The sequence below is a fragment of the Streptomyces sp. RLA131 genome (assembly GCF_056270125.1).
The window spans coordinates 4535554-4558718 of record NZ_JBWDOQ010000002.1 but is presented as its reverse complement, the minus strand read 5'-3'; the positions used below and the strand labels follow the sequence as shown (position 1 = coordinate 4558718).

Below are 23165 nucleotides of genomic sequence, written 5' to 3'. Positions count from 1 at the left end.
TGGTCGGCCCTGACCTGCTGGTACGGGACATGGGCCTCACCGGAGACGGCCCGGCCCTCCCGCAGCCGCCTCCGGCCGAGCACAAGGCTCACATGTCGGGCAGCTCGCCCCCGGCGCCGACCTGCACGATCGCCGTCGCGCCGAGCGCGCCCGCATACGCCCGGACCTCGTCGATCCGGCCGTCGAGGTACTCGCCCCAGCCGTCGGCGGTCAGGGCACGGCCGACCTGGAGACCGCCGGTGGCCTTCCAGGTGTCGGAACTGGCCAGGGTCACCTGCGTGGTGGACAGCAGCTGCCGGTCGACGTAGAGCCGGATCTGGTCGGCGCTGTCGTCGTAGACGACGGCGAGCGCCTGGACGCCGCTGGTGTCGCCGGGGTTGGCGTAGGCGCGTACGGCGGTCACCTCGGCGTCGGCGCTGTCGCTGTGGGACATGACCAGCTCCCAGCTGTGGGTGGCGGCCTCGTAGCGGACGACGAAGGCGTTGGTGTGCTCGCCGGGTACGGACAGGACGGCCATGTCGCGGGTCGCGTCGGGGTCGTCCAGCCGTACCTGGGCGGTCACGGTGAAGCTGTCGTCGGTGTCGACCACCGGGTCCGTGGTGGAGGCGTAGTCGCCGTCACCGTCGAGTTGGAGGTCACCGGTGCCCGTGATCGGGTCGCCGGTGGGAACGCAGTCCGGGTCCTCCAGGATGTCGCAGGTGCTCTCCGAGGTGTGGATGGAGGCGTCTCCGGCGAGGGTGAGGGGCAGCCCGCCGCCGAGCTCGGGGGAGGTCCCGTCCGAGGCCGAGTTGAGCTGCCAGTAGCCCCGGCGGGCGGGTGTGTGGGCGGCGAGCTCGGTGACCTCGGCGGATACGACGACCCGGTCCCAGACGCGGATGTCGGCGAGCCGGCCGTGCCAGTTGGAGCCGCCGTCGGCCGCGCCGCCGATGCGCAGCGGGTCGCCGGACGCGGCGGGGGCTGCTCCGGCGGTGCCGGCCGAGGTGCCGTTGACGTACAACCGGGCGGTATTCAGCTCGGCGTCGTACACACCGACCAGGTGCGCCCACTCCCCCGCCGACGGGCTGCCGCCGCTCACCCGCACGTCGCCGAGGGTGAACGACCATGCCCCGTCGTCGAGTCCGAGGCTGACCGCGCCCTGGCTGACCGCGGTCAGGTCCTGCCCGACCGAGTCCGGGCGGGCCCAGGCGCTGATCACAAAGGTCTTCGACGTGTCGGCGACCGGCTCACCCGTTGTCAGCTCCGCGTCGGCCGAGCCGTCGAACCCGGCGGCCGACCCGAGGCCGGTGCGCGTGGGACCGGACACGCCGAAGGTCACACCACTGCCCGCGGCGGCGGGCCGCGAACCGCTGCCCGCGTCGCTCGCCCCGGCCGAACCGGCGGCGTCCGCGAGCTTCCAGTACCCGACGGGGGTACGGCCGCCGGTCACCCAAAGGCGGTACGTGGTGGGGCTGCTGAGGCGGCCCGACCTGTCGACCGACTGGACGTCGAGGTAGTAGGGGGCGTGCCGTTCGGGCATCCACCGGACGGTCACCGGCTCGCCGGGGCCCGGCGCCGCGACCGTCTTCTCCGTCTCACCGGTGAAGGAGTAGCGGTAGGCCACCACGTCGGCCGACGGCGAGACGAAGGTGAAACTTCCGTATCTGCCGACGCCTTCGTGCCAGGTGTCGTCGTCCGGGTAGTCGGCCGAGGAGACGGACGGCTTGCCCGGGCTGGTGTCGTCGTAGACGAACTCGCACTGGCCCCGGCCGTCGTCGGAGCTCCACGGCGACCGGTCAGTGCCGTCCGTGGCCCGGACCCGCCAAGAGACCACGGTGTCGGCGGGGAGGTCGGAAGGGGTGGTCCAGGTAAAGGTCGACCCACTGGTCAGCGCGGTGCCGGACGAGTAGGTGCGGGTCTGGAGCTGGTCGTCGGCGTCGGTCCAGGAGGCCTCGAACTCCGCGTTGAGCCTGACGGACACCGCACCGGTGGCGTCCGGGTCCCGCAGCACCGCGCTCAGGCGCGGCCGGCTGCTCACATACGGACGCTGGTCACCTGCCGCGCAGGCCTTCGTACCGGTCGACAGCTCGGACAGCAGTGGCTGCGACGGTGGTGTGTTCGGCGTCGCGGCGTGGGCCGCGCCGCTCTGTCCGATGAGTGCGAGCCCGGCGGCCGCTGTGGCGACCACGCATCGTCTGATGGCCTGGTGGGCCATTCGGATCCCCTCCCGTGAAAGCGCTGCCTATTGGCAGGGCCACGGCGACTATCCACTGCCGTCGACCACTTGGCCACACGAATAAAGCGGACGGGCCCGGCAGATGCGTCGCATCTGCCGGGCCCGTCCGCTCAGTTCACCAGGCGTTGTCAGCCGTTGCGCTTCCAGCGGGGCTTGTCGTCACGACGGCCGAAGGAGCCGGTGGCGGTGCCGGAGCCGGTGCCGGGACGGTGGCCGTAGGGGCGGCGCTCGTTGCTGTCGGCGCGGTTGAAGGACGCCGGGCGCTCGTCACGACGGTCGCGGTTGAAGGGGCGGTCGTAGGAACGGCCGGCCGGGCGCTCGGTGGGACGGTCCGACGGACGCTCGTCACGACGGTCACGGCTGTTGTACGCGGGACGGTCGTCACGACGGCCGTACGACGACGAGGACGAGGACGACGACGAGGAAGAAGGACGCTCGTCACGACGGTCACGGCTGTTGTACGCGGGGCGGTCGTCACGACGGCCGTACGACGACGAGGACGAGGACGACGACGAGGAAGAAGGGCGGTCGTCACGACGGTCACGGCTGTTGTAGGCCGGGCGGTCGTCGCGGCGGTCGCGGCTGTTGTACGCGGGACGGTCGTCACGACGGCCGTACGACGACGAGGACGACGACGACGACGAGGAAGAAGGACGCTCGTCACGACGGTCACGGCTGTTGTACGAGGGGCGGTCGTCGCGGCGGCGCTCGTAGCTGCCACGGTCGTCACGGCGCTGGAAGGAACGCTCCTGGCGCTCCTCGCGGGGCTGCTCCGCCTGGGCGGGGACGGCAGCGGCGGCGGCCACGGCCTCGGCGGCGGCGGCCTGGGCGGTGGCGACGGCCTCCTCGGGGTCGTCACCGCGCTCGCGGGCGGCGCGGGCGGTGAGGCGGTCGGCCTCCTCGCGCAGCTCGGTGGCGCGGCGCTGCAGGCGCTCCAGCTCACGGGTGAGGTCGGCGACCTCGCGCTCGGCCTGCTGGGCGGCGTTGGCGGCCGCGTCGGCCTGGACGTCGGTCAGCGAACGGGCACCGGTGATCTTGGCGACGTCCTCGTCGAAGGCACCGCCGCCGCCGATGATGTGGCGCGAGGCGTCGACGCCCGCGTCCTCCATCAGGCGGAAGATCTGCTTGCGCTGGTGCGGCAGGGCCAGGGAGACGACCGTGCCGGACTCGCCGGCGCGGGCGGTACGGCCCGAGCGGTGCAGGTAGTCCTTGTGGTCGGCGGCCGGGTCGACGTTCAGCACCAGGCCGATGCCGTCCACGTGGATGCCACGCGCGGCGACGTCGGTGGCGACCAGCACGTTGACGTAACCGGACTTGAAGTCCTCCAGCGTGCGCGTACGGGCGCCCTGGGTCATGCCGCCGTGCAGGGCGTCGGACTTGACGCCCGCGTCCCGCAGCTGCTCGGCGACGCGGTCGGCGCCCATCTGGGTGCGGACGAAGATGATCGTGCGGCCCTTGCGGGCGGCGATGGCGGCGGTGACCGGGGCCTTGTCCTTGGGCTTCACGACCAGGACGTGGTGGGTCATCGTGGTGACGGCGCCCTGGGCGGCGTCGACCTCGTGGGTGATCGGGTCCTTGAGGTACCGCTTGACCAGGGAGTCGATCTCGTTCTCCAGCGTGGCGGAGAACAGCAGGCGCTGGCCGCCCTGCGGGATCTGGTCGAGGATCTCGGTGACCTCGGGCAGGAAGCCCATGTCGGCCATCTGGTCGGCCTCGTCCAGCACGGTGATCTTGACCTGGTCCAGGATGCAGGCGCCGCGGTCGATCAGGTCACGCAGCCGGCCCGGGGTGGCGACGAGGATGTCGACGCCCCGCTCCAGGGCGTAGATCTGGTTGGACATCGACGTACCGCCGCAGACGACCTTCATCTTCAGGCCGAGCACGTCACCGTACGGCTGGAGCGCGTCCGCGACCTGCATCGCCAGCTCGCGGGTCGGGGTGAGGATGACACCGCGCGGGCGCTTCTTGTCGGTGTGGCCGCCGGACAGGGTGGTGAGCAGCGGCAGACCGAACGAGAGCGTCTTGCCGGAGCCGGTGCGGCCGCGGCCGAGGATGTCGTTGCCCGACAGGGCGTCCGGGATGGTCGCGGCCTGGATCGGGAACGGGGCGGTGACACCGTTCTGGGCCAGCTTGCGCACGATCTGCTCGGAAAGACCGAGGTCGGCGAAGGTGACGGTGGGGACCTCGGGAGCGTCCGGGACCTCGGGGGCGTCCATGACGTCGGCGGCGTCGGTGACGTCCGGAGCGTCGGTGACGTCGGTGGTGTCGGGGGTGTGCTCGGTGGTGGTGCTGGTGTCGAGCGACTCGTCCATGTCCGTGTTGATGGGCATGGCGGAACGGTCGGCAGTGTCAACAGACATGCTGAAGCTAAACCTCTCGGAGACTCGGCACGCGCCAGCTCCGCAGGTTGCTTACAACCGCCTCGATGCGGTCAGCCACAGGAGAAAAGGAACGCGCCAACGTGGCGCGTTTCCCCTCTTGCTTGTCAAGAGAGTGCAGTGGCGCCGGGCAATGGGATCAAACGATCTACCAGCATACGCATCATCGTCCGCTTTGGCCAATCAGGTGGTCGGCGGCTGAACGCGCGGCTGAATCCAGCACCACCGCGGACACCGCACTGGACGGTGACGGGGCACTGGGCGCGCCGTCGCCGGGCGAGGCCGACGACGAGGTGTCAGGGTGGCTCGCCGAGGCGGACGGCTGCGCCGCCGACTCCGACGGCCTGGCCGGGGAGGACTGCCGCCCCGACGGCTTCCCCGACGGCTGCCCGGAGTCACCGGCGCCCCCGGGCCCCTGGGTCGGCCCCGGCACCGACTCCTCGGCGCTCACCGACGGCGTCCCGGACCCGCCGTCCGGGGCCGGGGCCCCGCCCCTACCGGACCGCCGCCCGCCCGGCCACCGCTCTCTGCCGCCCGGCTGCCCGCCGTCGGTGCCGCCCGCCTCGCCCGTCACGGCCGTCGAGCCGTGCGGTTTCGGGTCGTCCTGGGCCCCGGCCACACTCACGCAGCCGGTCACCGCCACCAGGGGCAACAGCAGGGCGGCGGCGGTACGGAGCGGCGTCACGGGAGCACCTCGATGGGCTGGGGCCGGCCTGGGACGGCCGGATTCGGCGGCTTCGGCCTGTCCAACGGAGTCCGGGCCCCTCCGGTAACGTTGGCCGCGGCGGCAGGAGGTCCGGATGAGCGGTGCGCAATCGCGCGTGGCGGACACCCCCACCGCCGCTGCCCGCCCGCCCGCGCCCCTGCGCGGCCAGGCCCCGGCGCTCGCCGTCGTCGCTCTCGGCGGCGTCATCGGCGCCTGCGCGCGCTACGGCGCGGGGCTGCTGCTGCCCACCGCCACCGGCGCGTTCCCCCTGGACGACCCTGGCCGTCAACACGCTCGGCTGCGCCGCCATCGGCGTCCTCATGGTCGTCATCACCGAGGTCCGCGCGGTCCACCCCCTCGTACGGCCCTTCCTGGGCACCGGGGTGCTCGGCGGGTTCACCACCTTCTCCACGTACGCGGTGGACATCCAGCGGCTCGTGCACGGCGGCCGGGCGGCCCTCGCGGCGGCCTACCTCGCCGCCACGCCGATGGCCGCGCTGGTGGCCGTCTGGGCCGCGTCGGCCCTCACCCGCGCGGCCGTGAACGCACGTGGCGGAAGGATGTGATGAGTCTCACCGGCCCCGCCCTGCGGCTCACCGTCCTCACCGGTGAGAACGACACCTGGCACCACCGCCCGCTGCACAGCGAGATCGTGCACCGCGCCCACGCGGCCGGCCTGGCGGGCGCCTCGGTCTTCCGGGGCGTCGAGGGCTTCGGGGCGTCGTCGATCGTGCACACCTCCCGGCTGCTGTCGCTCAGCGAGGACCTGCCGGTCGCGATCGTCATCGTCGACAGCGAGGACCGGATCCGCGCCTTCCTCCCCCAGCTCGACGAGCTGGTCACCGAGGGGCTGGTCGTCCTCGACGAGGTCGAGGTCATCCGGTACGCGGGCCGGGCCGGGAAACCGGGCGCCTCCGGCAAGCCCGGGAAGCAGCCGCCCGCGTGAACTGGCTGCTCGTCGTCGCCGGTGCCGCGGTCGGCGCCCCGCTGCGCTATCTGACGGACCGTACGATCCAGTCCCGGCACGACACCCTCTTCCCCTGGGGCACCTTCACCGTCAACGTCGTGGGCTGCCTGCTCCTCGGCGTCATCACCGGCTCGGTCTCCCCCCACCTCCAGCTCCTCCTGGGCACCGGCCTGTGCGGCGCCCTGAGCACGTACTCGACCTTCTCCTACGAGACCCTGCGGCTCACCGAGCAGGGCGCCCGGCTGCTCCCCGCGCTGAACGTCACGGCGACCCTGGTCGCCGGCCTCGGCGCGGCGTTCGCGGGCGCGGCGGTGGCGTCAGCCGTGTGGGGTTAGCCGTGTGGGGTTAGCCGTGTGGGGCTAGGGCCGTGGCCGTCGAGGGCGGACAATGGCCATGTGCTGGAGATGTCGCGTGACGCGTTCGAGGAACTGGTGAGCGATGCGCTGGACCGGATTCCGCCGGACCTGGCCCGGGTGATGGACAACGTGGCGGTGTTCGTCGAGGACGAACCGGAGGCTTCGGGTCCGCACGGCCCCGGGCTGCTCGGGCTGTACGAGGGGACTCCGCTGACCGAGCGCGGCGAGTGGTACGCGGGTGTGCTGCCGGACCGGATCACCATCTACATGGGCCCGATCCTGCGGATGTGCGGGTCGACCGGGGAGGTGGTCGACGAGGTCGCCACCACCGTCGTCCACGAGGTGGCCCACCACTTCGGCATCGAGGACGAGCGGCTGCACGAACTGGGCTGGGGCTGAACCGGTCCGCACGGAACCGGCCCGCATGGGCCAGGTCCCCTGCGGGCATACGTGGGCAATGGTCGCCGATCTGCCCAACGGCAACACCCCGCACACCCCTCGTACCCCGGATACCCCCAGCACCCGGCGCACCCGGCGACTCCGGCGACTCCGGAACCTCACCGGCCTCCCCGCCACGATCAGGGCCCGCCGCCGGGCCCGGAACGGTGAGCCCACGCTCACCCTCGCGCGGCCCGCCCACCCGTACGTACGCGCCCTCGCGCTGGCCGCCGTGACGGTCGCCGGAGGCTGGCTGGGGCTGGTGGTGCTCGGCGGTATCAGCGAACCCGTCGGGCCGATCAACACCCGGATGTCGCTGCACCCCTCCTGGACCGGCGACACCAAGGTGAACGTCTCACCGCTGGGGGCCCTCCAGCTCGACAGCCACGACGGCCCGCTGCGGCTCCAGGTGGACGTGGACACCCTCGACCCCGAGCGGGCCCGGACCCTGGTCAAGCACCCCGAGCGGCTCAGCGGCCTCCAGGACGAGGTGACCCGTGACGTCCGGCACAGCTTCGTCCAGCTGGGCGTCCAGGCGGGCGGCGCGGTCCTGGTCGGTGCCACCGCCCTGGGTCTGGTGGTCTACCGGCGGCCCCGGCGGGCGCTGGCGGCCGGTGGGCTGGCCTTCGTCCTGCTGCTGGTGAGCGGCGGGACCGCGTACGCGACCTGGAACCCGAAGTCCGTCCTGGAGCCGAGGTTCTCCGGGCTGCTGAGCAGCGCCCCCTCGGTGGTGGGCAACGCGCGCAGCATCGTCAGCGACTTCGACGTCTACCAGCAGGAGCTGGCCCGGCTGGTCACCAACATGACCAAGCTGTACGACGCGGCCTCGACCCTGCCCGCGTACAACCCCGACCCCACCACCCTGCGCGTGCTGCATGTCTCGGACATCCACCTCAACCCGGCGGCCTGGCAGATCATCGAGTCGATCGTCGCCGAGTACCGGATCGACGTCATCGTGGACACCGGCGACCTCATGGACCACGGCACCCCCGCCGAGAACGGCTTCACCTCGACCATCCCGGACCTCGGCGCGCCCTATGTCTTCGTACGCGGCAACCACGACTCGCTCGCCAGCCAGCGGTCGGTCGCGACCCGCCGGGGCGCCTATGTCGTGGACGGCGGCCGGTCCGTGACGGTCAAGGGCGTACGCATCGCGGGCATCGGCGACCCCCAGTTCACCCCCGACCGTTCGGTGGCCGCGGCGGGCGACCCCGCGGAACGGGCCGCCGGGCAGCGGCTGGCCACCGCGATCAGGAAGCAGAACGCCACCGGCGACGAGGTCGACATCGCCGTCGCCCACAACCCGGTGGCCGCGCAGGAGGCAGACGGCACGACCCCGCTGATCCTCGCCGGCCATCTGCACCGGCGGGACACCACCGTCCTCCGGCAGGGCAGCCGGCTGATGATCGAGGGCTCCACCGGCGGCGGCGGGCTGCGCGCCGTCGAGGGCGACGCCCCGCAGAAGATCATGGCCTCCGTCCTCTACCTGGACCGCGACACCAAGAAGCTCCAGGCCTGGGACGACATCACCCTCGGCGGCCTCGGTCTGACCACCGCCGAGGTCAGCCGCCACCTGCCCGAGGAGGTGAAACCGGGAACCGCCCCGTCGCCCCTGTCGCCGCCCGCGACATCGCCGTAAACCGTTTTGGCGATACCGAGCGGCTTCCCATATGCTTCCGGTGCCATAAGCCCTCATCGTCTAGTGGCCCAGGACGCCGCCCTTTCAAGGCGGTAGCACGGGTTCGAATCCCGTTGGGGGCACCACGCAGATGGCTGCTGGATCGCGATGTGTACCCATCCCGACCTGCATCTTTCTGTAGGTTTCTGTGCGAGCGGCGGCATCCTGCGACAGCGGGATGCCGCCGCTTCGCGTGTGTCGCCCGGCAGCGGCCGAGCGGACCCTGCCCGGTTCTGGAGGAACGCCACGGCCATCGACCACGAGCTCGCTCCGGCCTGGTTGCCGTGGTCTGCCGTCGATCCCGGTCTCATCGCCTTCGCCTGGGACGATGAGGAGGCCTCTCAGGTCGCCGTGGTGATCGCCTCGATGGTGCCTCCCGCCGGTGCCCAGTGGCGGGAGAATCACCGCTTCACCACCGAGGTCACGGCGTTTCTGGCAGCCCGATACGGCCGGTGGGCCTGCGGGTGGCACTGGGCGGTCGGCGAGGGTGGTGGCGGTGGCGTCGTCACCAGCTGGTGCTGCGCCTCCCATTCGACAGGCGAACCCGCGGCGACGGCCGCCAAGGTGATCGCGTCGCTGCTGGAGTGGCGCGACTGGCTGGAGGAACTGGCCGAGCGGTTCGCCGGGTTGGCACCGCCTGCCGGAGCGGACGCCGAGGAGCGCAGCTGGCACCTGGAACGGGCGGCTACCCGGCTGGTGACGGTGGTGGTGGACCGCACGGGTGCCGAATGCGGCTGGTACGGGCTCTGCCACACGGTGCTGACGTGGTTTCTCTCTTCCACGGGCATGGGGCCGGAAAGTACGAAGGCCGCGGTCGAGACCGCGATCGGCGGACGGTTCGAGAGCTGGACGGAACCGCCGCGGACCCTGGTCGACACCGTGGGAGAGGATCTTGCCGTAGGACTGACCGGAGAGCAGCCCTACCGTGACCGCTGACGCCTTGGCCGCCTGGTGCCATGTCAGGAACCGGATCGACTGGGCTTCCGTGGTCGGTGAGACACCGGCCCCGGTTCGGGCGACCGTGGACGGCCTCGGCACCTGGTGCGATGCGGGGGCCCGCGCCACGGATCCGGATCGAGCCGACCGGCTGCACGCGGCGCTGGCCCGGTCGCGCGCAGACGCTTCCCGGCAGCGCCCCCTCAGCTGCGCCCTTCTGGCCGAATGGCAACGGCTTGTCCTCGGCATGCCCGAGGTTCCGTTCCGGCAAGGCGATGCCTTCGCCAAGGGCGGCCGTGAACGCTACGCCCTTACGCCGCACACCCAGCTCGATTTCGAGCGGTGTCTGCGCGACAGCGCCGACCTGGAGGTCCCCCTGGCCTCCCGCGCGGCCAGGGCCTACCTGGACGTGGCCTTCTTCCACCCCTTCACCGACGGCAACGCCCGCCTCGCCATGCTCACTCTCGGCTATGTCCTGGAGCTGGAGGGAGTTCGGCTGGATCGGACCGGCCCCTTGCGGATCACGCGTTACGCGGACGACGCCGCCGGCGCAGCCGACCTCGCCGTCCTGGTCTCCGTCCTCATCCGCTCGACCCGTCACCGGACAATCAGATCCTGCGGTTGAGCACTGCCGGCACCCGGGCCCGGCGGGCGAGGAACCGGGGGCGCCGGCGCCCGGCCGCCTGCCGGCGGAAGCCGGGATCGTGCCTGGGCAGGCGCCGCGATGACCGTCCGGTTCCCCGGTGGTGACGGACGATGGGCGGTCGCGTTACCCGCCGGAGCTAGCCTCGCTGACGAGTCCTGGATACCGCTTCGCGCCAATTCGTATGCGGAGCTTTCAGCCGAGGGGGAACCGGTGCGACTGGTTGAACGGCACGAGCACGTCGGGCTACTCGACCGCCTGATGACGGAATGCACAACGCGGCGCGGAAAAGCGGTGGTTCTGGGCAGCACCGGACCCAATGGAAAGACGGAGCTGCTGAATTACGCCATGACACGTGCCGAGGAACTCGGATTTCACGTACTGCGGGCGGTGGGGGCGCGTTCCGAGCGCGGGCTGCCGCTCGGCATCGTCAGCCAGCTCGTCCACGGCAACCCGCTGCCCGGGGCGTCGGGGCGCGAGGCCGCCGGGTGGCTGGACCGGGCGGCGGACGCGGTGGAGAACGACGGCGGACCGGAGCTGCCAGGGCCGGAGGTGGTGCGGCTCTTCGACCGGTTGTGCCGGGTGCTGATCGCGGCGGGCGGCGACACCCCCCTGCTGGTCGCCGTGGACGACGTCCAGCACGCGGACGCGCCCTCCGCGCGGTTGCTGCTGCATCTGGCCCGCCGGATCGGCCCGGTGCCGTTGCTGCTGGTGTTCACCGACGACACCGGGTCGGACACCGAACTACCGCTTTTCCGTGCCGAGTTGCAGCGACTTCCGTACTGCGACCGGCTGACGGTGGATCCGCTGGGCCCGGCCGGGGTGGGGCAGCTGGCCGCCGAACGGCTCGGGGCGGAGCGGGCGGAGCCGGTGGCGGCGGAGTTCCACCGGCTGACCGGGGGCAACGCCCTGCTGCTGAGCGCGCTGGTCGAGGACTTCCGGATATCCGGCGGCATCCGGCCGCAGGGGTACGGGCAGGCGTTCGCCGGCCATCTGGAGCGCGGCGGCGGCACCGTGCTCGACGTCGTACGGGCGCTGGCCGTGCTGGGGCCCGAGGCCGCCGGACCGGCCGAGACGGGCGAGCTGGCCGGGGTGCCGGTGGCCGGGGTGAGCGCGGTGCTCGCGGCCCTGAACGGCTCGGGGATGCTGGACGACGGACGTTTCCGTACCCCCGTGGCGCGGCTGGCGGTGCTCGGCGCGATGGCCCCGACCGAGCGGGAGCGGCTGCACCTGGAGGCGGCCCGGCTGCTGCACCGTCGGGGTGAGCCGGTGGCCCGGATCGCCGGGCATCTGGTGGAGACGCAGTCGGCCCCGGGCGACTGGGCCGTGGCGGCGCTGCGCGAGGCGGCGGAGGGCGCGCTGCTGGCCGGCCGGCGGCAGAACGCCGAGGCCTTCCTGGAACTGGCCCACCGTTCCTGCGAGGACGAGACCGTCCGGGCCGCGACCAGGGCCCGGCTGCTGCATGTCGAATGGCTCGGCAACCCGTCGGTGGCCGCCCGGCACCTGGGGCCGCTCGGCGCGGCCGCGGCGGCCGGCCGGCTCGGCCCGTCGGACCGGATCGCGCTGGTCCGCCGGCTGCTGTGGCACGGCCGTACGGAGGAGGCGGGCCGGGTCCTGCAGCGGCTGCGTTCCACGGCGCGGGTGCCGCAGCCGGGGCAGAGCACCGAACTGCCGGACTTCGAGCACTGGTTGGCCTGGACGTATCCCTCGCTCGCGAAGGAGAACCGGCCGCAGGCCTCGGAGACGGCCGTCGCGTTCGGCGGCCCCGGCGGACCGGCCGGCTCCGGGCCCCTGTTGCAGGCCACCGGGGTGCTCGCGGACGCCCTCACCCGGGGCCGGCCGCAGGCCGCCGCCGAGCGTGCCGAGCGGGTCCTCGCCGATCTGCTGCGCGGTCACGCCGACGAGTGGTCGGAGGAGGCGGCGCTGACCGCCCTGTCCGTGCTGACGGCGGCCGGCCGGCCCACGGACGCCCTCGGCTGGTGCGACCGGCTGACGGCCCGGGACGTCCACCGGCTGCCGGTCGCGCTGCGCGCGTTCCTGGCGGCGGCCAGGGCGGAGGCCGCGCTGCGGCTGGGCGAGCTGGGCACCGCGCTGGAGCAGGCCCGGATGGCGCTGGTGCTGCTGCCCCCCAAGTCCTGGGGCACGGCGGTGGGACTGCCGCTCGGCGTCCTGATCCTGGCCGCGACCCGCACCGGCGACTTCGAGGAGGTCGCCCGCCGGCTCACCCAGTCGGTGCCTGAGCAGATGTACGACAGCAGGTACGGGCTGACGTATCTGTACGCCCGCGGCCATCACCAGCTGGCGACCGGCCACTGGCACGCGGCCCTGGCCGACTTCCTCGCCTGCGGCGAGCGGATGCGGCTGTGGGGCCTGGACGTCCCTGGGCTGCCCGCCTGGCGCACCGGGGCGGCCGAGGCGTGGCTGCGGCTGGGCAACGCCGACCAGGCCAGGAAGCTCGCGTACGACCAGCTGGGGCGGCCGGAGGCGGCCGGCCCGTACGGACGTGGTCTGGCGCTGCGGATGATGGCGGCCTCGGGGCCGGCCAAGCGCCGGCCCCAACTGCTGTCCGAGGCGCTGGACCTCTTCGAGGAGTGCGGGGACGACTACCAGCAGGCCCGGGTGCTCGCCGACCTGAGCCACGCCCACTACGAGAACGGCGACAGCCGCCGGGCCCGGATGGTGTTCCGGCGGGCCCGCCACATGGCGCGGCGCTGCGGGGCGGAGCCGCTGTGCGCGGAGCTGCTGTCGGCCCCGGAGGAGCTGGACGAGGCCTCACCGGCCAGGGAGAACGCGGCCGGGGTCGTCCTCACCGACTCCGAGCGGCGGGTGGCGTCGCTGGCGGTGCGCGGCTACACCAACCGTGAGATCGCCACCAAGCTGTACGTCAGCCCGAGCACGGTGGAGCAGCACCTGACCAGGACGTACCGCAAGCTCGGCATCAGCCAGCGCAAGGATCTGCCCGCGGGGCTGGGGGCGGAGGCCGGCAGCGCCGCATAAGCAACCGCGCGGTCGGTTTCTTTTCAAGGTCAACAATGCCTCACAGCGCATCCGAAAGCGCAGGTGAAGCCCAATATCGCACCGCGATCCAACCAAACAGGCGACACAACACCCTCTCGAAACCGGTTGACAAAGAGACCGCTCGGTTTGTTTACTTCCTGTGTAGGTGTTGCCCTGCTGTCGAAAACGGTGGTCACGGTGAAGTTTGGTGTTCTCGGTCCGGTCGAAGTCATCAGCAACGACGCCCCGGTGGCGCTGGGCGGCACGATCCAGCGCGCGGTACTGGGATATCTGCTGCTCAACAGCAACAAGGTGGTGGCCACCAGCGCCCTGGTCAGGGCCCTGTGGGGATACGACGCCCCACCCACCGCCCGGAAGATGGTGCAGAACGGGGTGTCGCGGCTGCGCCGCACGCTCTCGGAGAGCGGCCCCGGGGAGGACCCGGTGGACCTGGCCACCTCCTCGCCGGGATATCTGCTCCACATCGATCCCGACACGGTGGACGTCAACCGCTTCCGGGCGCTGGCCGTACGGGGCCGGGCGGAGCTGTCCAGCGGCTTCCAGGAGCAGGCGGCCCGGACCCTCGGCGAGGCCCTGGACCAGTGGCGGGGCCCGGCCCTGACCGATCTCGCCGAGGCCGGCATCTCCTGGCCGCAGACGACGCTGCTGGACAACGAACGGCTGTCGGCCGTGGAGGACCACGCCGAGGCGCTGCTCACCCTCGGCCGGCACTTCGAGGTCGTCCACCAGCTGGAGGAGGTGGCGGCGGCCGAGCCCACCCGGGAGCGGCTGTGCGGTCAGCTCATGCTGGCGCTCTACCGCTGCCACCGGCAGCGCGAGGCCCTGGTGGTGTACCAGCGCACCCGGATGTCCCTGGTGGACGGCTACGGCCTCGACCCGGGCCGTACGCTGCGGGAACTGGAACTGGCCATCCTCCAGCACGACCCGGCGCTGACCGGCGGGCTGCGCACACCGGCCCGGGCGGCGGCGTGATCCCAGGGGGACCGGATGAACCAGGGGGGCCAGGTGACCAGAGGGACCGACGAGGCCGGGCGGATCAGGCGCCGCGGGCCAGCAGGACGGCGCCGTGCAGGGAGGACAGACCGCCGAGCCGGGCCGCGCGCACCGGCGGCGGGGGAACACCGGGGCGGCCCAGCCGGGCGGTGTGCGCCGCCAGGCAGGCCACGAAGCCGGGGATGCCCGCGGCGAAACCGCCGCCCACCACCACCTGCTGGGGGCGCACCAGTTCACCGAGGCTGACGGCGGCGGCCGCCAGCGCGGCGCAGCTCTCCTCGATCGCTTCCACGGCCCATGACTCGCCCACCGCGAAGGCGTCCCGCAGTCCGGCGTACTCCACCGGCGCGCCCCGGCCGGCGGCGGCCCGGCGCAGCGTCGCCGGTCCTGAGGCCACGGCCTGCACGCAGCCCCGGCGTCCGCAGTCGCACCGCTCGCCGGACCGGTCCACAACGATGTGGCCGACCTCGCAGGAGCCGCGGCCGGGCCCCGGGACCAGCTGCCCGTCCAGGACGATCCCGCCGCCGACACCGGTGCCGACGCCCAGGTAGACCACGTCACGGCAGCCTGCCCGGTCCGCCTCGGCGAGTGCGGCCAGATCGCCGTCGTCCGCGCAGCGGATCCGGGCGTCCGGCAGCAGGGCCGTCAACTCGGCGATGAGGTCGACGCCTTGCCAGAAGGGACGGCTCGGCCAGGTCAGCACCCGGCCGTCCGGCCCCAGGGTGGCGGGCATCGACACCCCGACGGACCCGACCGGCCGGGACTGCCGGGCCAGCACGGTCCTGGTGTGCCCGGCGAGCGCGGCGAGGTCGTCCCCGACGGTGCGGGTCGCGGGCCACCGGAACACCGACTCGTCCGGCCCGTCCGGCCCGTCCGCGGGCTCCGCCGGATTTCCTTCCGTCCCGTATTCGGTCCGGAAAGCGACTTTGGTACCGCCGAAGTCCATTCCCAGAAATGTCATGGACGGCAGCCTATCCGGGGATTACCGGCGGGCCCCGACGCCGGAATGCCCGTATGGAATCGCGGGGCGTTCAAGGGGGATACCCAGGGGGATGGCGGAAGATCCCCGGCACTAATTTCTGTGGAAAGGCATGTGGAAGCCCCGAGGAAGGAGAACGTGGAAATGTTCCCGGACGGATGGCGCACAGAGGATCCCGGAGGCGCCTGCGAGTCGGCGCTGCGGGTGTTCACCGGTGGCGGGGTACGGCCCGCGCCGGACCCACTGGACGCACTGCGCGACGCACTGGTCCTGTCCATCGAGGCGGTGGCGGTGGCGGCGGGCGCGGGCCGGCTGGTACCGGCCGCCGCGGAGGACGAGGACGTCCTGCGGTGATCGCCGGACTCCTGCCCAGGGGCGCGGTCTGCGTGGAGTCGTACGGCGCCACGCCGGAGCGGCCGGAGTGGCCCTACGAGGAGGAGCGGGCGGTGGTGGCGGAGGCGATTCCCGAGCGGCAGCGGGAGTTCGCCGCCGTACGGGGCTCCGCCCGGCAGGCGCTGGCCCGGCTTGGTCTGCCGCCTGCCCCGCTGCTGCCGGGCCGGCGCGGCGCGGTGCGCTGGCCGGCCGGGGTGGTCGGGAGCATGACGCACTGCGCCGGTTTCCACGCGGCGGCACTGGCCCGGCGGGAGGACCTCGCGGGGCTCGGCATCGACGCGGAACCGGATCTGCCGCTGCCGCGCGGCGTCCTGGGGACCGTGGCCCGGCCGGCCGAGCGGCGGCAGGTGGCGGCGCTGGCGGCGGCCCGGCCCGAAGTGGCCTGGGACCGGCTGCTGTTCAGCGCCAAGGAGGCGGTGTACAAGGTCTGGTTCCCGTTGTGCGGCCGGGAGCTGGACTTCCCGGCCGCCGAGGTCGTCTTCGACCCGGCCGCCGGGACGTTCCGTGCGCGGCTGCTGGCGCCGGGGCCGCTGCTCGGGGGGCGTCCGGTCACCCGGTTCGACGGCCGCTGGGCCGCCGGGGGCGGGCTGCTGGTGTCGGCCGTCGCGCTGGCCGCACCGCCGGTCGTCCCGCTCAGCGGACGTACCGGGCAAGGGCATCACGTACCAGCTGGGTGACGGCCTCCTGGTGGTCGGTGAGATAGAAGTGGCCGCCGGAGAAGACCCGCAGGTCGGTACCGGCCGGGGCGTGCCGGTCCCAGGCGGCCGCGGACTCCACGCTGACCCGGGGGTCGCTGTCGCCCACCAGGACGGTGACCGGACAGCCGATCACGGCGTCCGTGGCGCACTGGTAGGTCTCGACCGCCCGGTAGTCGGCGCGGATCATCGGCAGCATCAGCCGGAGCAGCTCCTCGTCGTCGAAGAGCCGGGGGTCGGTGCCGCTGAGCACCCGCAGTTCGGCCAGCAGCCCGGTGTCGTCGAGCCAGTGGACGCGCTGGGCCGGGTTCAGTCCCGGTGCCGGGCGGGCGGAGGCGAAGAACGCCACCGGCGGGTGGCCGTCGCGCTCCAGCCGGCGGGCCACCTCGAAGCCGACGGTGGCGCCCATGCTGTGCCCGAACAGCGCCAGCGGCCGGTCGGTCCAGTCCCGCAGTGCCTCGGTGACCAGGTCGGCCAGGGTGGCGATGTCGGTGACCGGCCGTTCCCGCAGCCGGTCCTGCCGACCCGGGTACTGCACCGACAGCACCTCGATCCCCGGTGCCAGCGCCGCCGACAGCGGCCGGAACCAGGGGGCGGCGCCGCCGGCGTGCGGCAGGGTGACCAGCCGGACCCCGCTGTCCGGCGCCGGGTGGTAGCGCCGGACCCAGGCGTCGCGGTCCACCGTGACGCGCTGCGGCGTGAGCTGCTGGGTCATCGCCGGCCCCCCTGCCGGCTCGTCGGGTCGGCCATGGCGAGCAGGGCCCGGGCCGCGAGCCGGTAGCCCAGCGCGCCCATGCCGACGACGATTCCGTCCGCGAGCGGGGCGATCACCGACTCGTGCCGGAACTGCTCACGCGCCCACACATTGGACAGGTGCACCTCGATCCACGGCTTGGGGTAGTTGGCGAGAGCGTCGCGCAGCCCCCAGCCGTTGATCATCAGGGCGCCGGGATTCACGATCGCGCCCACGGTGTAGTAGTGCTCCTGGATCGACTTGATCAGTTCGCCCTCGGAGTCGCGCTGGACGGAGACCAGGTCCCAGCCGCGCTCGGCCACCTCCTTCTCGATGGCCTGCTCGATGTCGTACAGGGTGTCGGTTCCGTAGACCTCGGGCTCACGCCTTCCGAGGATGCCCAGATTAGGGCCGTTGATCAGGAGTATCGCGCTCATGATCCCACCTCTCTGCATCAGGAGACTGTTTGAATTTCTAGCACCGAATTCCGGTTCCGGGAATTCACAGGGGGTGCCGCCCGGGAATCCTGGGGACATACAGGGGGGTGGGCAGGGGATGGGAAGTCTCGTTATCCCTGGGGTAGCGTGATAGCCGCAGGACGGAAATACCGCCGCTTTGGCCGAATGAATTACCGGCCTCCTCCTCATCAAAGGATCGGTTGATAATGTCCGTTGACCGGCAGCATCTCGAACTTCCCCAGTGGCCCCAGTACGGCGACGAAGAGCGGACCGCCTTGATCAGGGCGCTGGAGCAGGGCCAGTGGTGGCGGATGGGAGGCAGCGAAGTCACCTCTTTCGAGCGGGAGTTCGCCGCATTCCACGGTGCCGAATACGCGCTGGCCGTCACCAACGGCACCCATGCCCTGGAACTGGCCCTCCAGGTGCTCGGGGTCGGCCCCGGCTCCGAGGTGATCGTGCCCGCGTTCACCTTCATCTCGTCCTCGCAGGCCGCCCAGCGGCTCGGCGCGGTCGCCGTCCCGGTGGACGTCCACCCCGGGACGTACGGCCTGGACCCGGCCGCCGTCGAGGCCGCCATCACCTCGCGGACCCGGGCGATCATGCCGGTCCACATGGCCGGCCACTTCCCGGACATGGACGCCCTGGACAAGATCTCCGCCGACCACGGCATCCCGCTGATCCAGGACGCCGCGCACGGACAGGGCGCCCGGTGGCAGGGCCGCAGCTACGGCGACCTGGGCTCGATCGCCGCGTTCAGCTTCCAGAACGGCAAGCTGATGACGGCCGGCGAAGGCGGTCTGGTGCTCTTCCCGGACCGCGAGTCGTACGAGGAGGCGTTCCTGCGCCACTCCTGCGGCCGGCCCGCCACCGACCGCAAGTACTACCACCGGACCTCCGGTTCCAACTTCCGGATGAACGAGTTCTCGGCGTCGGTGCTGCGCGCCCAGCTCGGCCGCTACCCCTCGCAGCTGGCCACCCGCGCGGAGCGCGCCCCGCTGCTGAGTTCGCTGCTCGCCGCGATACCCGGCGTCGTACCGCAGGAGCACGACCCGCGCGTCACCTCCCACCCGCACTACATGGCGATGTTCCGGATCCCCGGGATGGCCGAGGAGCGCCGCAACCAGCTGGTGGACGAGCTCATCGCCCGCGGCCTGCCCGCCTTCATCGCCTTCCGCGCCATCTACCGCTCCGACGGCTTCTGGGAGTCCGGCGCCCCCGACGAGACGGTGGAGGAGATCGCCCGCCGCTGCCCCACCACCGAGGCGATCAACGCGGACGCCATCTGGCTGCACCACCGCACCCTGCTCGGCACCGAGCAGCAGATGCACCAGGTCGCCGAGATCGTCGCGGACGCCCTGGCCTCGGCATGAACAGCCCGCAGAGCACCCGGCAGCGGCCCCTGAGGGTCGCGGTGGTGGGGCTCGGCTGGGCGGCCAAGTCCATCTGGCTGCCCCGGCTCCACGAACACCCCGGCTTCGCCGTCAGCGCGATCGTCGACCCGAATCCGGCCGCCCTGGCCGGCACCGTCCATGACCTCGGCGGCACCGAGCTCCTCAGCAGCGTCGAGGAGCTCACCCCGGACCACGCCGACCTCGCGGTGGTGGCGGTGCCCAACCATCTGCACGCCACGATCGCCTGCCGGCTGCTCGGCAACGGCATCCCGGTCTTCGTCGAGAAGCCGGTCTGCCTGGACTCCGGCGAGGCCCGGCAGCTCGCCGCCGCCGAGGCCGGCGGCCGGTCCGTACTGCTGGCGGGCAGCGCCGCCCGCTACCGGGCCGACGTACTGGCCCTGCGCCGGCTGGTCGCCGGTCTGGGGAACATCCGCCATGTGGAGCTGTCCTGGGTACGCGCCCGGGGCATCCCCGACGCCGGCGGCTGGTTCACCCAGCGCCAGTACTCCGGCGGCGGGGCCCTGGTCGACCTGGGCTGGCACCTGCTGGACACCGTCGCGCCCCTGCTCGGCGACGTCGGCTTCGGGCAGGCCCTGGGCACCGTCTCCGACGACTTCGTCCGCAGCTCCACGGCCCGCGCCGCCTGGCGCGACACACCGGCCGGCGGCGACGCAGACGGAGGCCGCGGGGGCGGGGGCGGCGGCGACGTGGAGGACACCGCCCGCGGATTCCTCGTCGCGGACAACGGGGTGTCGGTGTCGCTGCGCGCCAGCTGGGCGTCGCACGAACCCCACGACGTCACGGTGATCCGGGTCGACGGCAGCGCGGGCAGCGCCTCGCTGCGCTGCACCTTCGGCTTCAGCCCCAACCGGGTGAAGGGCTCGGAACTCACCCTCACCCAGGACGGCACCGTCACAGAGATGCCGTACGCCGAGGAGCCGGTCGGGGCCGAGTACCTGCGCCAGCTCGACGAACTGCCCGCGCTGCTCGCCGATCCGGCGAGCCCCGGCCGCGCCGTCCGGGAGACCCTCCGGACCATCACGGTCATCGAGCGGATCTACGCCTCGGCCCGCCAGGCGCGGGCCACGACCCTCCGGTGAGGAGACCCCATGACGATGCCGATGCCCATCACGCAGATCCGGCCCGCCTTCCGGGCCGTGGTGTTCGACCTCGACGGTGTCCTGGTGGACAGCTTCGAGGTGATGCGCCAGGCCTTCACGGTGGCGTACGCGGAGGTCGTCGGCGACGGTCCGGCGCCCTTCGAGGAGTACAACCGCCACCAGGGCCGGTACTTCCCCGACATCATGCGGATCATGGGGCTGCCCCCGGAAATGGAGGAGCCCTTCGTACGGGAGAGTTATCGGCTCTCCCATGAGGTGCGGCTCTTCGGCGGTGTCCCCGAACTGCTCCACGAACTGCGGGACCGGGGGGTGCGGATGGCGGTGGCCACCGGCAAGAGCGGTCCGCGCGCACGGTCGCTGCTGGCCTCGCTCGGCGTGCTCGACTTCTTCGACCATGTCATCGGCTCGGACGAGGTCGAGCGTCCCAAGCCGGCTCCCGACATCGTCCGGCGGGCCCTGATGCTGCTCAACACCGAGCCGGAGGAGGCCCTGATGATCGGCGACGCGGTCACCGACCTGACCAGTGCCCGCGGCGCCGGGGTCACGGCGGTGGCCGCCGTATGGGCCGACGTGGACCGGGACGAGCTGGTCTCCGCCGGGCCGGACGCGGTCCTGGGCGAGCCGGGCGAGCTGCTGCTCCTGTGCCCGCTGCTGCACACCGTCTGACCCCCGCAGGAACCGCCGGACCCCCGTCGGAATCGCCAGACCCCCGTCGGGACAGGACTTTTCCCGCCCCCCACCGGCCCCGGGCCCCGGTCTCCCCACCGGCGGCCCGGGGCCCTCTCCGTTCCGCCGTGTACGGAGCGACGTACGGAAGGGCCCGGCCGGCCCACCCCCGGAGCGGGGCGGGCCGGCCGGGCCCTGGTGTGCGGGCCGTGCTCAGCCGGCGTCGCGCGGCATCGCCTCCAGCGTGCGCAGGACGGTCGTCACCGGTACGTCCTGTACGAGTTCCGGCCCGCGCGGGCCGTCCAGGACGAAGGCGAGGCCGGTGGCGGCCTTCTTGTCGCGCCGCATCAGGGCGACGAGTTCGGCGTCCGAGGGGCCCGCCGGCAGCCGGGTGGGCAGGCCGTAGCCCTGTACGACGTCGAGGTGGGCGGCGACGCGGTCGGGGCCGATCCGGCCGAGCGCCCCGGCGAGCCGGCCGGCGAACAGCGTGCCGAGCGCGACGGCCTCACCGTGGCGCAGCTCGAACGCGGTCGCGATCTCCAGGGCGTGGCCCAGGGTGTGGCCGTAGTTGAGGAGATGCCGCGGCCCGCTGTCGCGTTCGTCGGCCATCACCACGGACGCCTTCATCCTGACGCTGGCGGCGATCTGCTCGTGCAGCGGCAGATGCCGGATGTCACCGGTCCCGATGAAGGCGGCGCGGGCCAGCTCCCCGTAGCCGTTGACCAGTTCTCGCGGCGGGAGGGTGGCCAGGTAGTCGGTGTCGCAGAGCACCGCCGCGGGCTGCCAGTAGGTGCCGACGAGATTCTTGCCGGCGGGCAGGTTGACCGCGGTCTTGCCGCCAATGCTCGCGTCGACCTGGGCCAGCAGGGAGGTCGGCAGATGGATGACGGGCACCCCGCGGTGGAAGAGCGCGGCCGCGAGGCCCACCGTGTCGGTGGTGGTGCCGCCGCCGCAGCTGACGACGGCGTCCTGCCGGGTGAGTCCGAACTCCGCGAAGGCGCGGCAGAGTTCGTCGACGGTGACCAGATTCTTGTCGGGTTCCCCGTCCCGGGCCCTGACCAGCCGGAACGGGACGCCGGGATCGGGTACCCAGTCGTCGGGCCGGGCGGAGACGACGACGACCCGGCGGGCGCCCGTCTCCTCGACGACGCCGGGCAGCAGTTGCCGTACTCCCGGGCCGATGTGGACGGTGTACGAGCGGTCGCCGAGATCGACGGCGACCCGGTGGAGTTCGCCGGTGACCGGCGCGGACGGCAAGGCCACTGAGGCCTCCCCTCAGGTTGGGTGATCGGTTGGGACAGGTGTCGGGGCCGGTGTCGGGACCGGTGCCGGGGCCGGTCAGGCGGCCTGCAGGACCGCCGGTTCCGGGAGGGCCGCGGCGGGCGCGTTGCGTATCGCCAGGGCGGCCAGTGCCTCGGCCTCCGGCGGGACGCCCAGGCGCAGATGCGTCAGATGGATCTGCTCGAACAGCAGGTAGTTGCCGGGCAGTCCGCCCGTGGCGGCATGGCCCGCCAGGGCGTCGAGGGCGTCGAGGTAGCGCTCCCAGGGGCCGGCCAGAGCGGGGTCCAGGCCGGTCAGGGGGTTGTCGTCCAGGGCGTCCGGCAGCAGGTCCGCGTCCGGTGCGGCCGCCTGCCGTCCCAGGAGCAGCCGCCGGCCGGCGTCGATCCGGCCGGCCCAGTGCTGCCAGCACAGGAAGAGGAACGCGGACCGGTCCGCGTCCGGGACCAGTGCCGCGGCGTGGCGCAGATGGCGTACGGCGAGGGCGAACCGGTCGCGTGCCGGGAGGCCGCCCGCGGTCGCGACGGCCAGCGCGAGTTCGCTGGACCGGGCGGACAGTTCGTCGGTGCACTCCGGCGCCCGGCGCTCGGGGCGGTGCAGCAGCCGGCTGCCGGTCCGGGCCGCCTCGGTGAGCAGCGCCGCCTGCACGGTCCGGGTGAACGGCCGGCCGGCGGTCAGCCAGAGTTCGGTGCCGGGCCCGGAGCCGTCGCGCAGCGGCTGGAAGAACCACCGCGCGTCCGGATCGGAACGGGCCAGGGCCAGGGCCTCGCGCACCCCGGCGGGCAGCCGGGGCGAGGGCGGCGGGCCCTGGCCGGCCCAGGTCTGGTCGGGCAGCCTGCAGTACAGCCAGTCGTGGATCATCATGATTCCCCTCGGAATGAGATCGCATTACTTGATCGGTTCTGCTTGCGTTTCTCGTGGGACCCGGTAATCTCCTCGCCGGGAAAGGCCACTTGACCGAGCGTATGGTCGTGCTCCGCCGGCTTCCATTGTCTGGGGTGGAAAGTCACCGGCCGCCGCGGAACAGGGCGGCCCTAGGGGGGTTTACTGGGGGGTCGCACCCTTCCCCGCGGACAAGACTGAGTCGCACATCGCGTACTCCGTCTTTTCCGAACAAGGGGTGGAT

General features: G+C 72.7%; 21 protein-coding genes, 1 tRNA gene and 1 pseudogene. 15 read left to right on the top strand and 8 right to left on the bottom strand.

The window, feature by feature from the left end:
- Nucleotides 1-88: 88 nt before the first annotated feature.
- The 3 genes from RWE79_RS21635 to RWE79_RS21625 form a co-directional block, all read right to left on the bottom strand.
- Nucleotides 89-2191 (bottom strand): LamG domain-containing protein, encoded by a 2103-nt coding sequence (locus RWE79_RS21635; protein WP_475941716.1) that lies wholly within the window; start codon nt 2189-2191, stop codon nt 89-91.
- 149 nt (nt 2192-2340) lie between these two features.
- Nucleotides 2341-4542, bottom strand: a complete 2202-nt coding sequence (locus tag RWE79_RS21630; RefSeq protein ID WP_475941715.1) for a DEAD/DEAH box helicase — start codon at nt 4540-4542, stop codon at nt 2341-2343.
- A 211-nt stretch (nt 4543-4753) separates the two neighbouring features.
- A complete protein-coding gene (locus RWE79_RS21625) occupies nt 4754-5275 on the bottom strand; it encodes a hypothetical protein (protein WP_475941714.1) in 522 nt (173 codons plus the stop codon).
- 115 nt (nt 5276-5390) lie between these two features.
- On the opposite strand from RWE79_RS21625, the pseudogene crcB reads away from it, so the two are divergent.
- From crcB to RWE79_RS21575, 10 genes and pseudogenes are all read left to right on the top strand, one after another.
- Nucleotides 5391-5862, top strand: a pseudogene (crcB, locus tag RWE79_RS21620) (fluoride efflux transporter CrcB).
- Nucleotides 5862-6242, top strand: a complete 381-nt coding sequence (locus RWE79_RS21615) for a DUF190 domain-containing protein (RefSeq protein WP_475941713.1) — start codon at nt 5862-5864, stop codon at nt 6240-6242. The pseudogene crcB and the gene RWE79_RS21615 overlap by 1 nt, the downstream one beginning before the upstream one ends.
- A complete protein-coding gene (locus RWE79_RS21610) occupies nt 6239-6598 on the top strand; it encodes a fluoride efflux transporter FluC (RefSeq protein WP_475941712.1) in 360 nt (119 codons plus the stop codon). Before RWE79_RS21615 ends, RWE79_RS21610 begins: the two co-directional genes overlap by 4 nt.
- 60 nt (nt 6599-6658) lie before the next feature.
- Nucleotides 6659-7018: a metallopeptidase family protein gene (locus tag RWE79_RS21605; RefSeq protein WP_475941711.1), complete on the top strand. Its 360-nt coding sequence runs from the start codon at nt 6659-6661 to the stop codon at nt 7016-7018.
- 58 nt (nt 7019-7076) lie between these two features.
- The gene (locus RWE79_RS21600) at nt 7077-8696 is read left to right on the top strand and encodes a metallophosphoesterase family protein (RefSeq protein WP_475941710.1); all 1620 of its coding nucleotides are present in this window, start codon (nt 7077-7079) and stop codon (nt 8694-8696) included.
- Between the two features lie 49 nt (nt 8697-8745).
- Nucleotides 8746-8821, top strand: a tRNA-Glu gene (locus RWE79_RS21595).
- A 22-nt stretch (nt 8822-8843) separates the two neighbouring features.
- Nucleotides 8844-9671: a hypothetical protein gene (locus RWE79_RS21590; RefSeq protein WP_475941709.1), complete on the top strand. Its 828-nt coding sequence runs from the start codon at nt 8844-8846 to the stop codon at nt 9669-9671.
- Entirely contained in the window at nt 9661-10296 is a 636-nt protein-coding gene (locus tag RWE79_RS21585) for a Fic family protein (RefSeq protein WP_475941708.1), read from the top strand. Before RWE79_RS21590 ends, RWE79_RS21585 begins: the two co-directional genes overlap by 11 nt.
- 99 nt (nt 10297-10395) lie before the next feature.
- Complete coding sequence (locus RWE79_RS21580; protein ID WP_475941707.1) at nt 10396-13311, top strand: helix-turn-helix transcriptional regulator; 2916 nt, start codon at nt 10396-10398, stop codon at nt 13309-13311.
- A 198-nt stretch (nt 13312-13509) separates the two neighbouring features.
- Nucleotides 13510-14304, top strand: a complete 795-nt coding sequence (locus RWE79_RS21575; protein WP_475941706.1) for an AfsR/SARP family transcriptional regulator — start codon at nt 13510-13512, stop codon at nt 14302-14304.
- 64 nt (nt 14305-14368) lie between these two features.
- On the opposite strand, the gene RWE79_RS21570 is transcribed toward RWE79_RS21575, so the two are convergent.
- The gene (locus RWE79_RS21570; protein ID WP_475941705.1) at nt 14369-15286 is read right to left on the bottom strand and encodes an ROK family protein; all 918 of its coding nucleotides are present in this window, start codon (nt 15284-15286) and stop codon (nt 14369-14371) included.
- 162 nt (nt 15287-15448) lie between these two features.
- Here RWE79_RS21570 and RWE79_RS21565 point away from each other — a divergent pair, with 162 nt between their 5' ends.
- Both RWE79_RS21565 and RWE79_RS21560 read left to right on the top strand, forming a co-directional pair.
- Nucleotides 15449-15658: a hypothetical protein gene (locus RWE79_RS21565; protein WP_475941704.1), complete on the top strand. Its 210-nt coding sequence runs from the start codon at nt 15449-15451 to the stop codon at nt 15656-15658.
- Complete coding sequence (locus RWE79_RS21560; protein WP_475941703.1) at nt 15655-16374, top strand: 4'-phosphopantetheinyl transferase family protein; 720 nt, start codon at nt 15655-15657, stop codon at nt 16372-16374. Before RWE79_RS21565 ends, RWE79_RS21560 begins: the two co-directional genes overlap by 4 nt.
- Here RWE79_RS21560 and RWE79_RS21555 read toward each other — a convergent pair.
- Both RWE79_RS21555 and RWE79_RS21550 read right to left on the bottom strand, forming a co-directional pair.
- Nucleotides 16331-17107, bottom strand: a complete 777-nt coding sequence (locus tag RWE79_RS21555) for a thioesterase II family protein (protein WP_475941702.1) — start codon at nt 17105-17107, stop codon at nt 16331-16333. The two genes, RWE79_RS21560 and RWE79_RS21555, sit on opposite strands and share 44 nt — an antisense overlap.
- Nucleotides 17104-17562, bottom strand: coding sequence for a type II 3-dehydroquinate dehydratase (locus RWE79_RS21550; RefSeq protein WP_475941701.1), 459 nt, complete (start codon nt 17560-17562; stop codon nt 17104-17106). Before RWE79_RS21550 ends, RWE79_RS21555 begins: the two co-directional genes overlap by 4 nt.
- A 227-nt stretch (nt 17563-17789) precedes the next feature.
- Here RWE79_RS21550 and RWE79_RS21545 point away from each other — a divergent pair, with 227 nt between their 5' ends.
- Genes RWE79_RS21545 through RWE79_RS21535 form a run of 3 tightly spaced genes read left to right on the top strand, consistent with a single transcriptional unit; the run spans nt 17790 to nt 20761 of the window.
- Nucleotides 17790-18953, top strand: coding sequence for a DegT/DnrJ/EryC1/StrS family aminotransferase (locus RWE79_RS21545; protein ID WP_475941700.1), 1164 nt, complete (start codon nt 17790-17792; stop codon nt 18951-18953).
- On the top strand, nt 18950-20074 hold the full coding sequence (locus RWE79_RS21540) for a Gfo/Idh/MocA family protein (RefSeq protein ID WP_475941699.1): 1125 nt from the start codon (nt 18950-18952) through the stop codon (nt 20072-20074). The genes RWE79_RS21545 and RWE79_RS21540 overlap by 4 nt, the downstream gene beginning before the upstream one ends.
- 9 nt (nt 20075-20083) lie before the next feature.
- Nucleotides 20084-20761 (top strand): HAD-IA family hydrolase, encoded by a 678-nt coding sequence (locus RWE79_RS21535; RefSeq protein WP_475941698.1) that lies wholly within the window; start codon nt 20084-20086, stop codon nt 20759-20761.
- A gap of 213 nt (nt 20762-20974) precedes the next feature.
- Here RWE79_RS21535 and RWE79_RS21530 read toward each other — a convergent pair whose 3' ends face one another.
- Both RWE79_RS21530 and RWE79_RS21525 read right to left on the bottom strand, forming a co-directional pair.
- Nucleotides 20975-22024 carry a 3-dehydroquinate synthase family protein gene (locus RWE79_RS21530; RefSeq protein WP_475941697.1) on the bottom strand — a complete coding sequence of 350 codons (1050 nt, stop codon included), beginning with the start codon at nt 22022-22024 and terminating at the stop codon, nt 20975-20977.
- A gap of 75 nt (nt 22025-22099) precedes the next feature.
- On the bottom strand, nt 22100-22903 hold the full coding sequence (locus RWE79_RS21525; protein WP_475941696.1) for a hypothetical protein: 804 nt from the start codon (nt 22901-22903) through the stop codon (nt 22100-22102).
- Nucleotides 22904-23165: the final 262 nt, after the last annotated feature.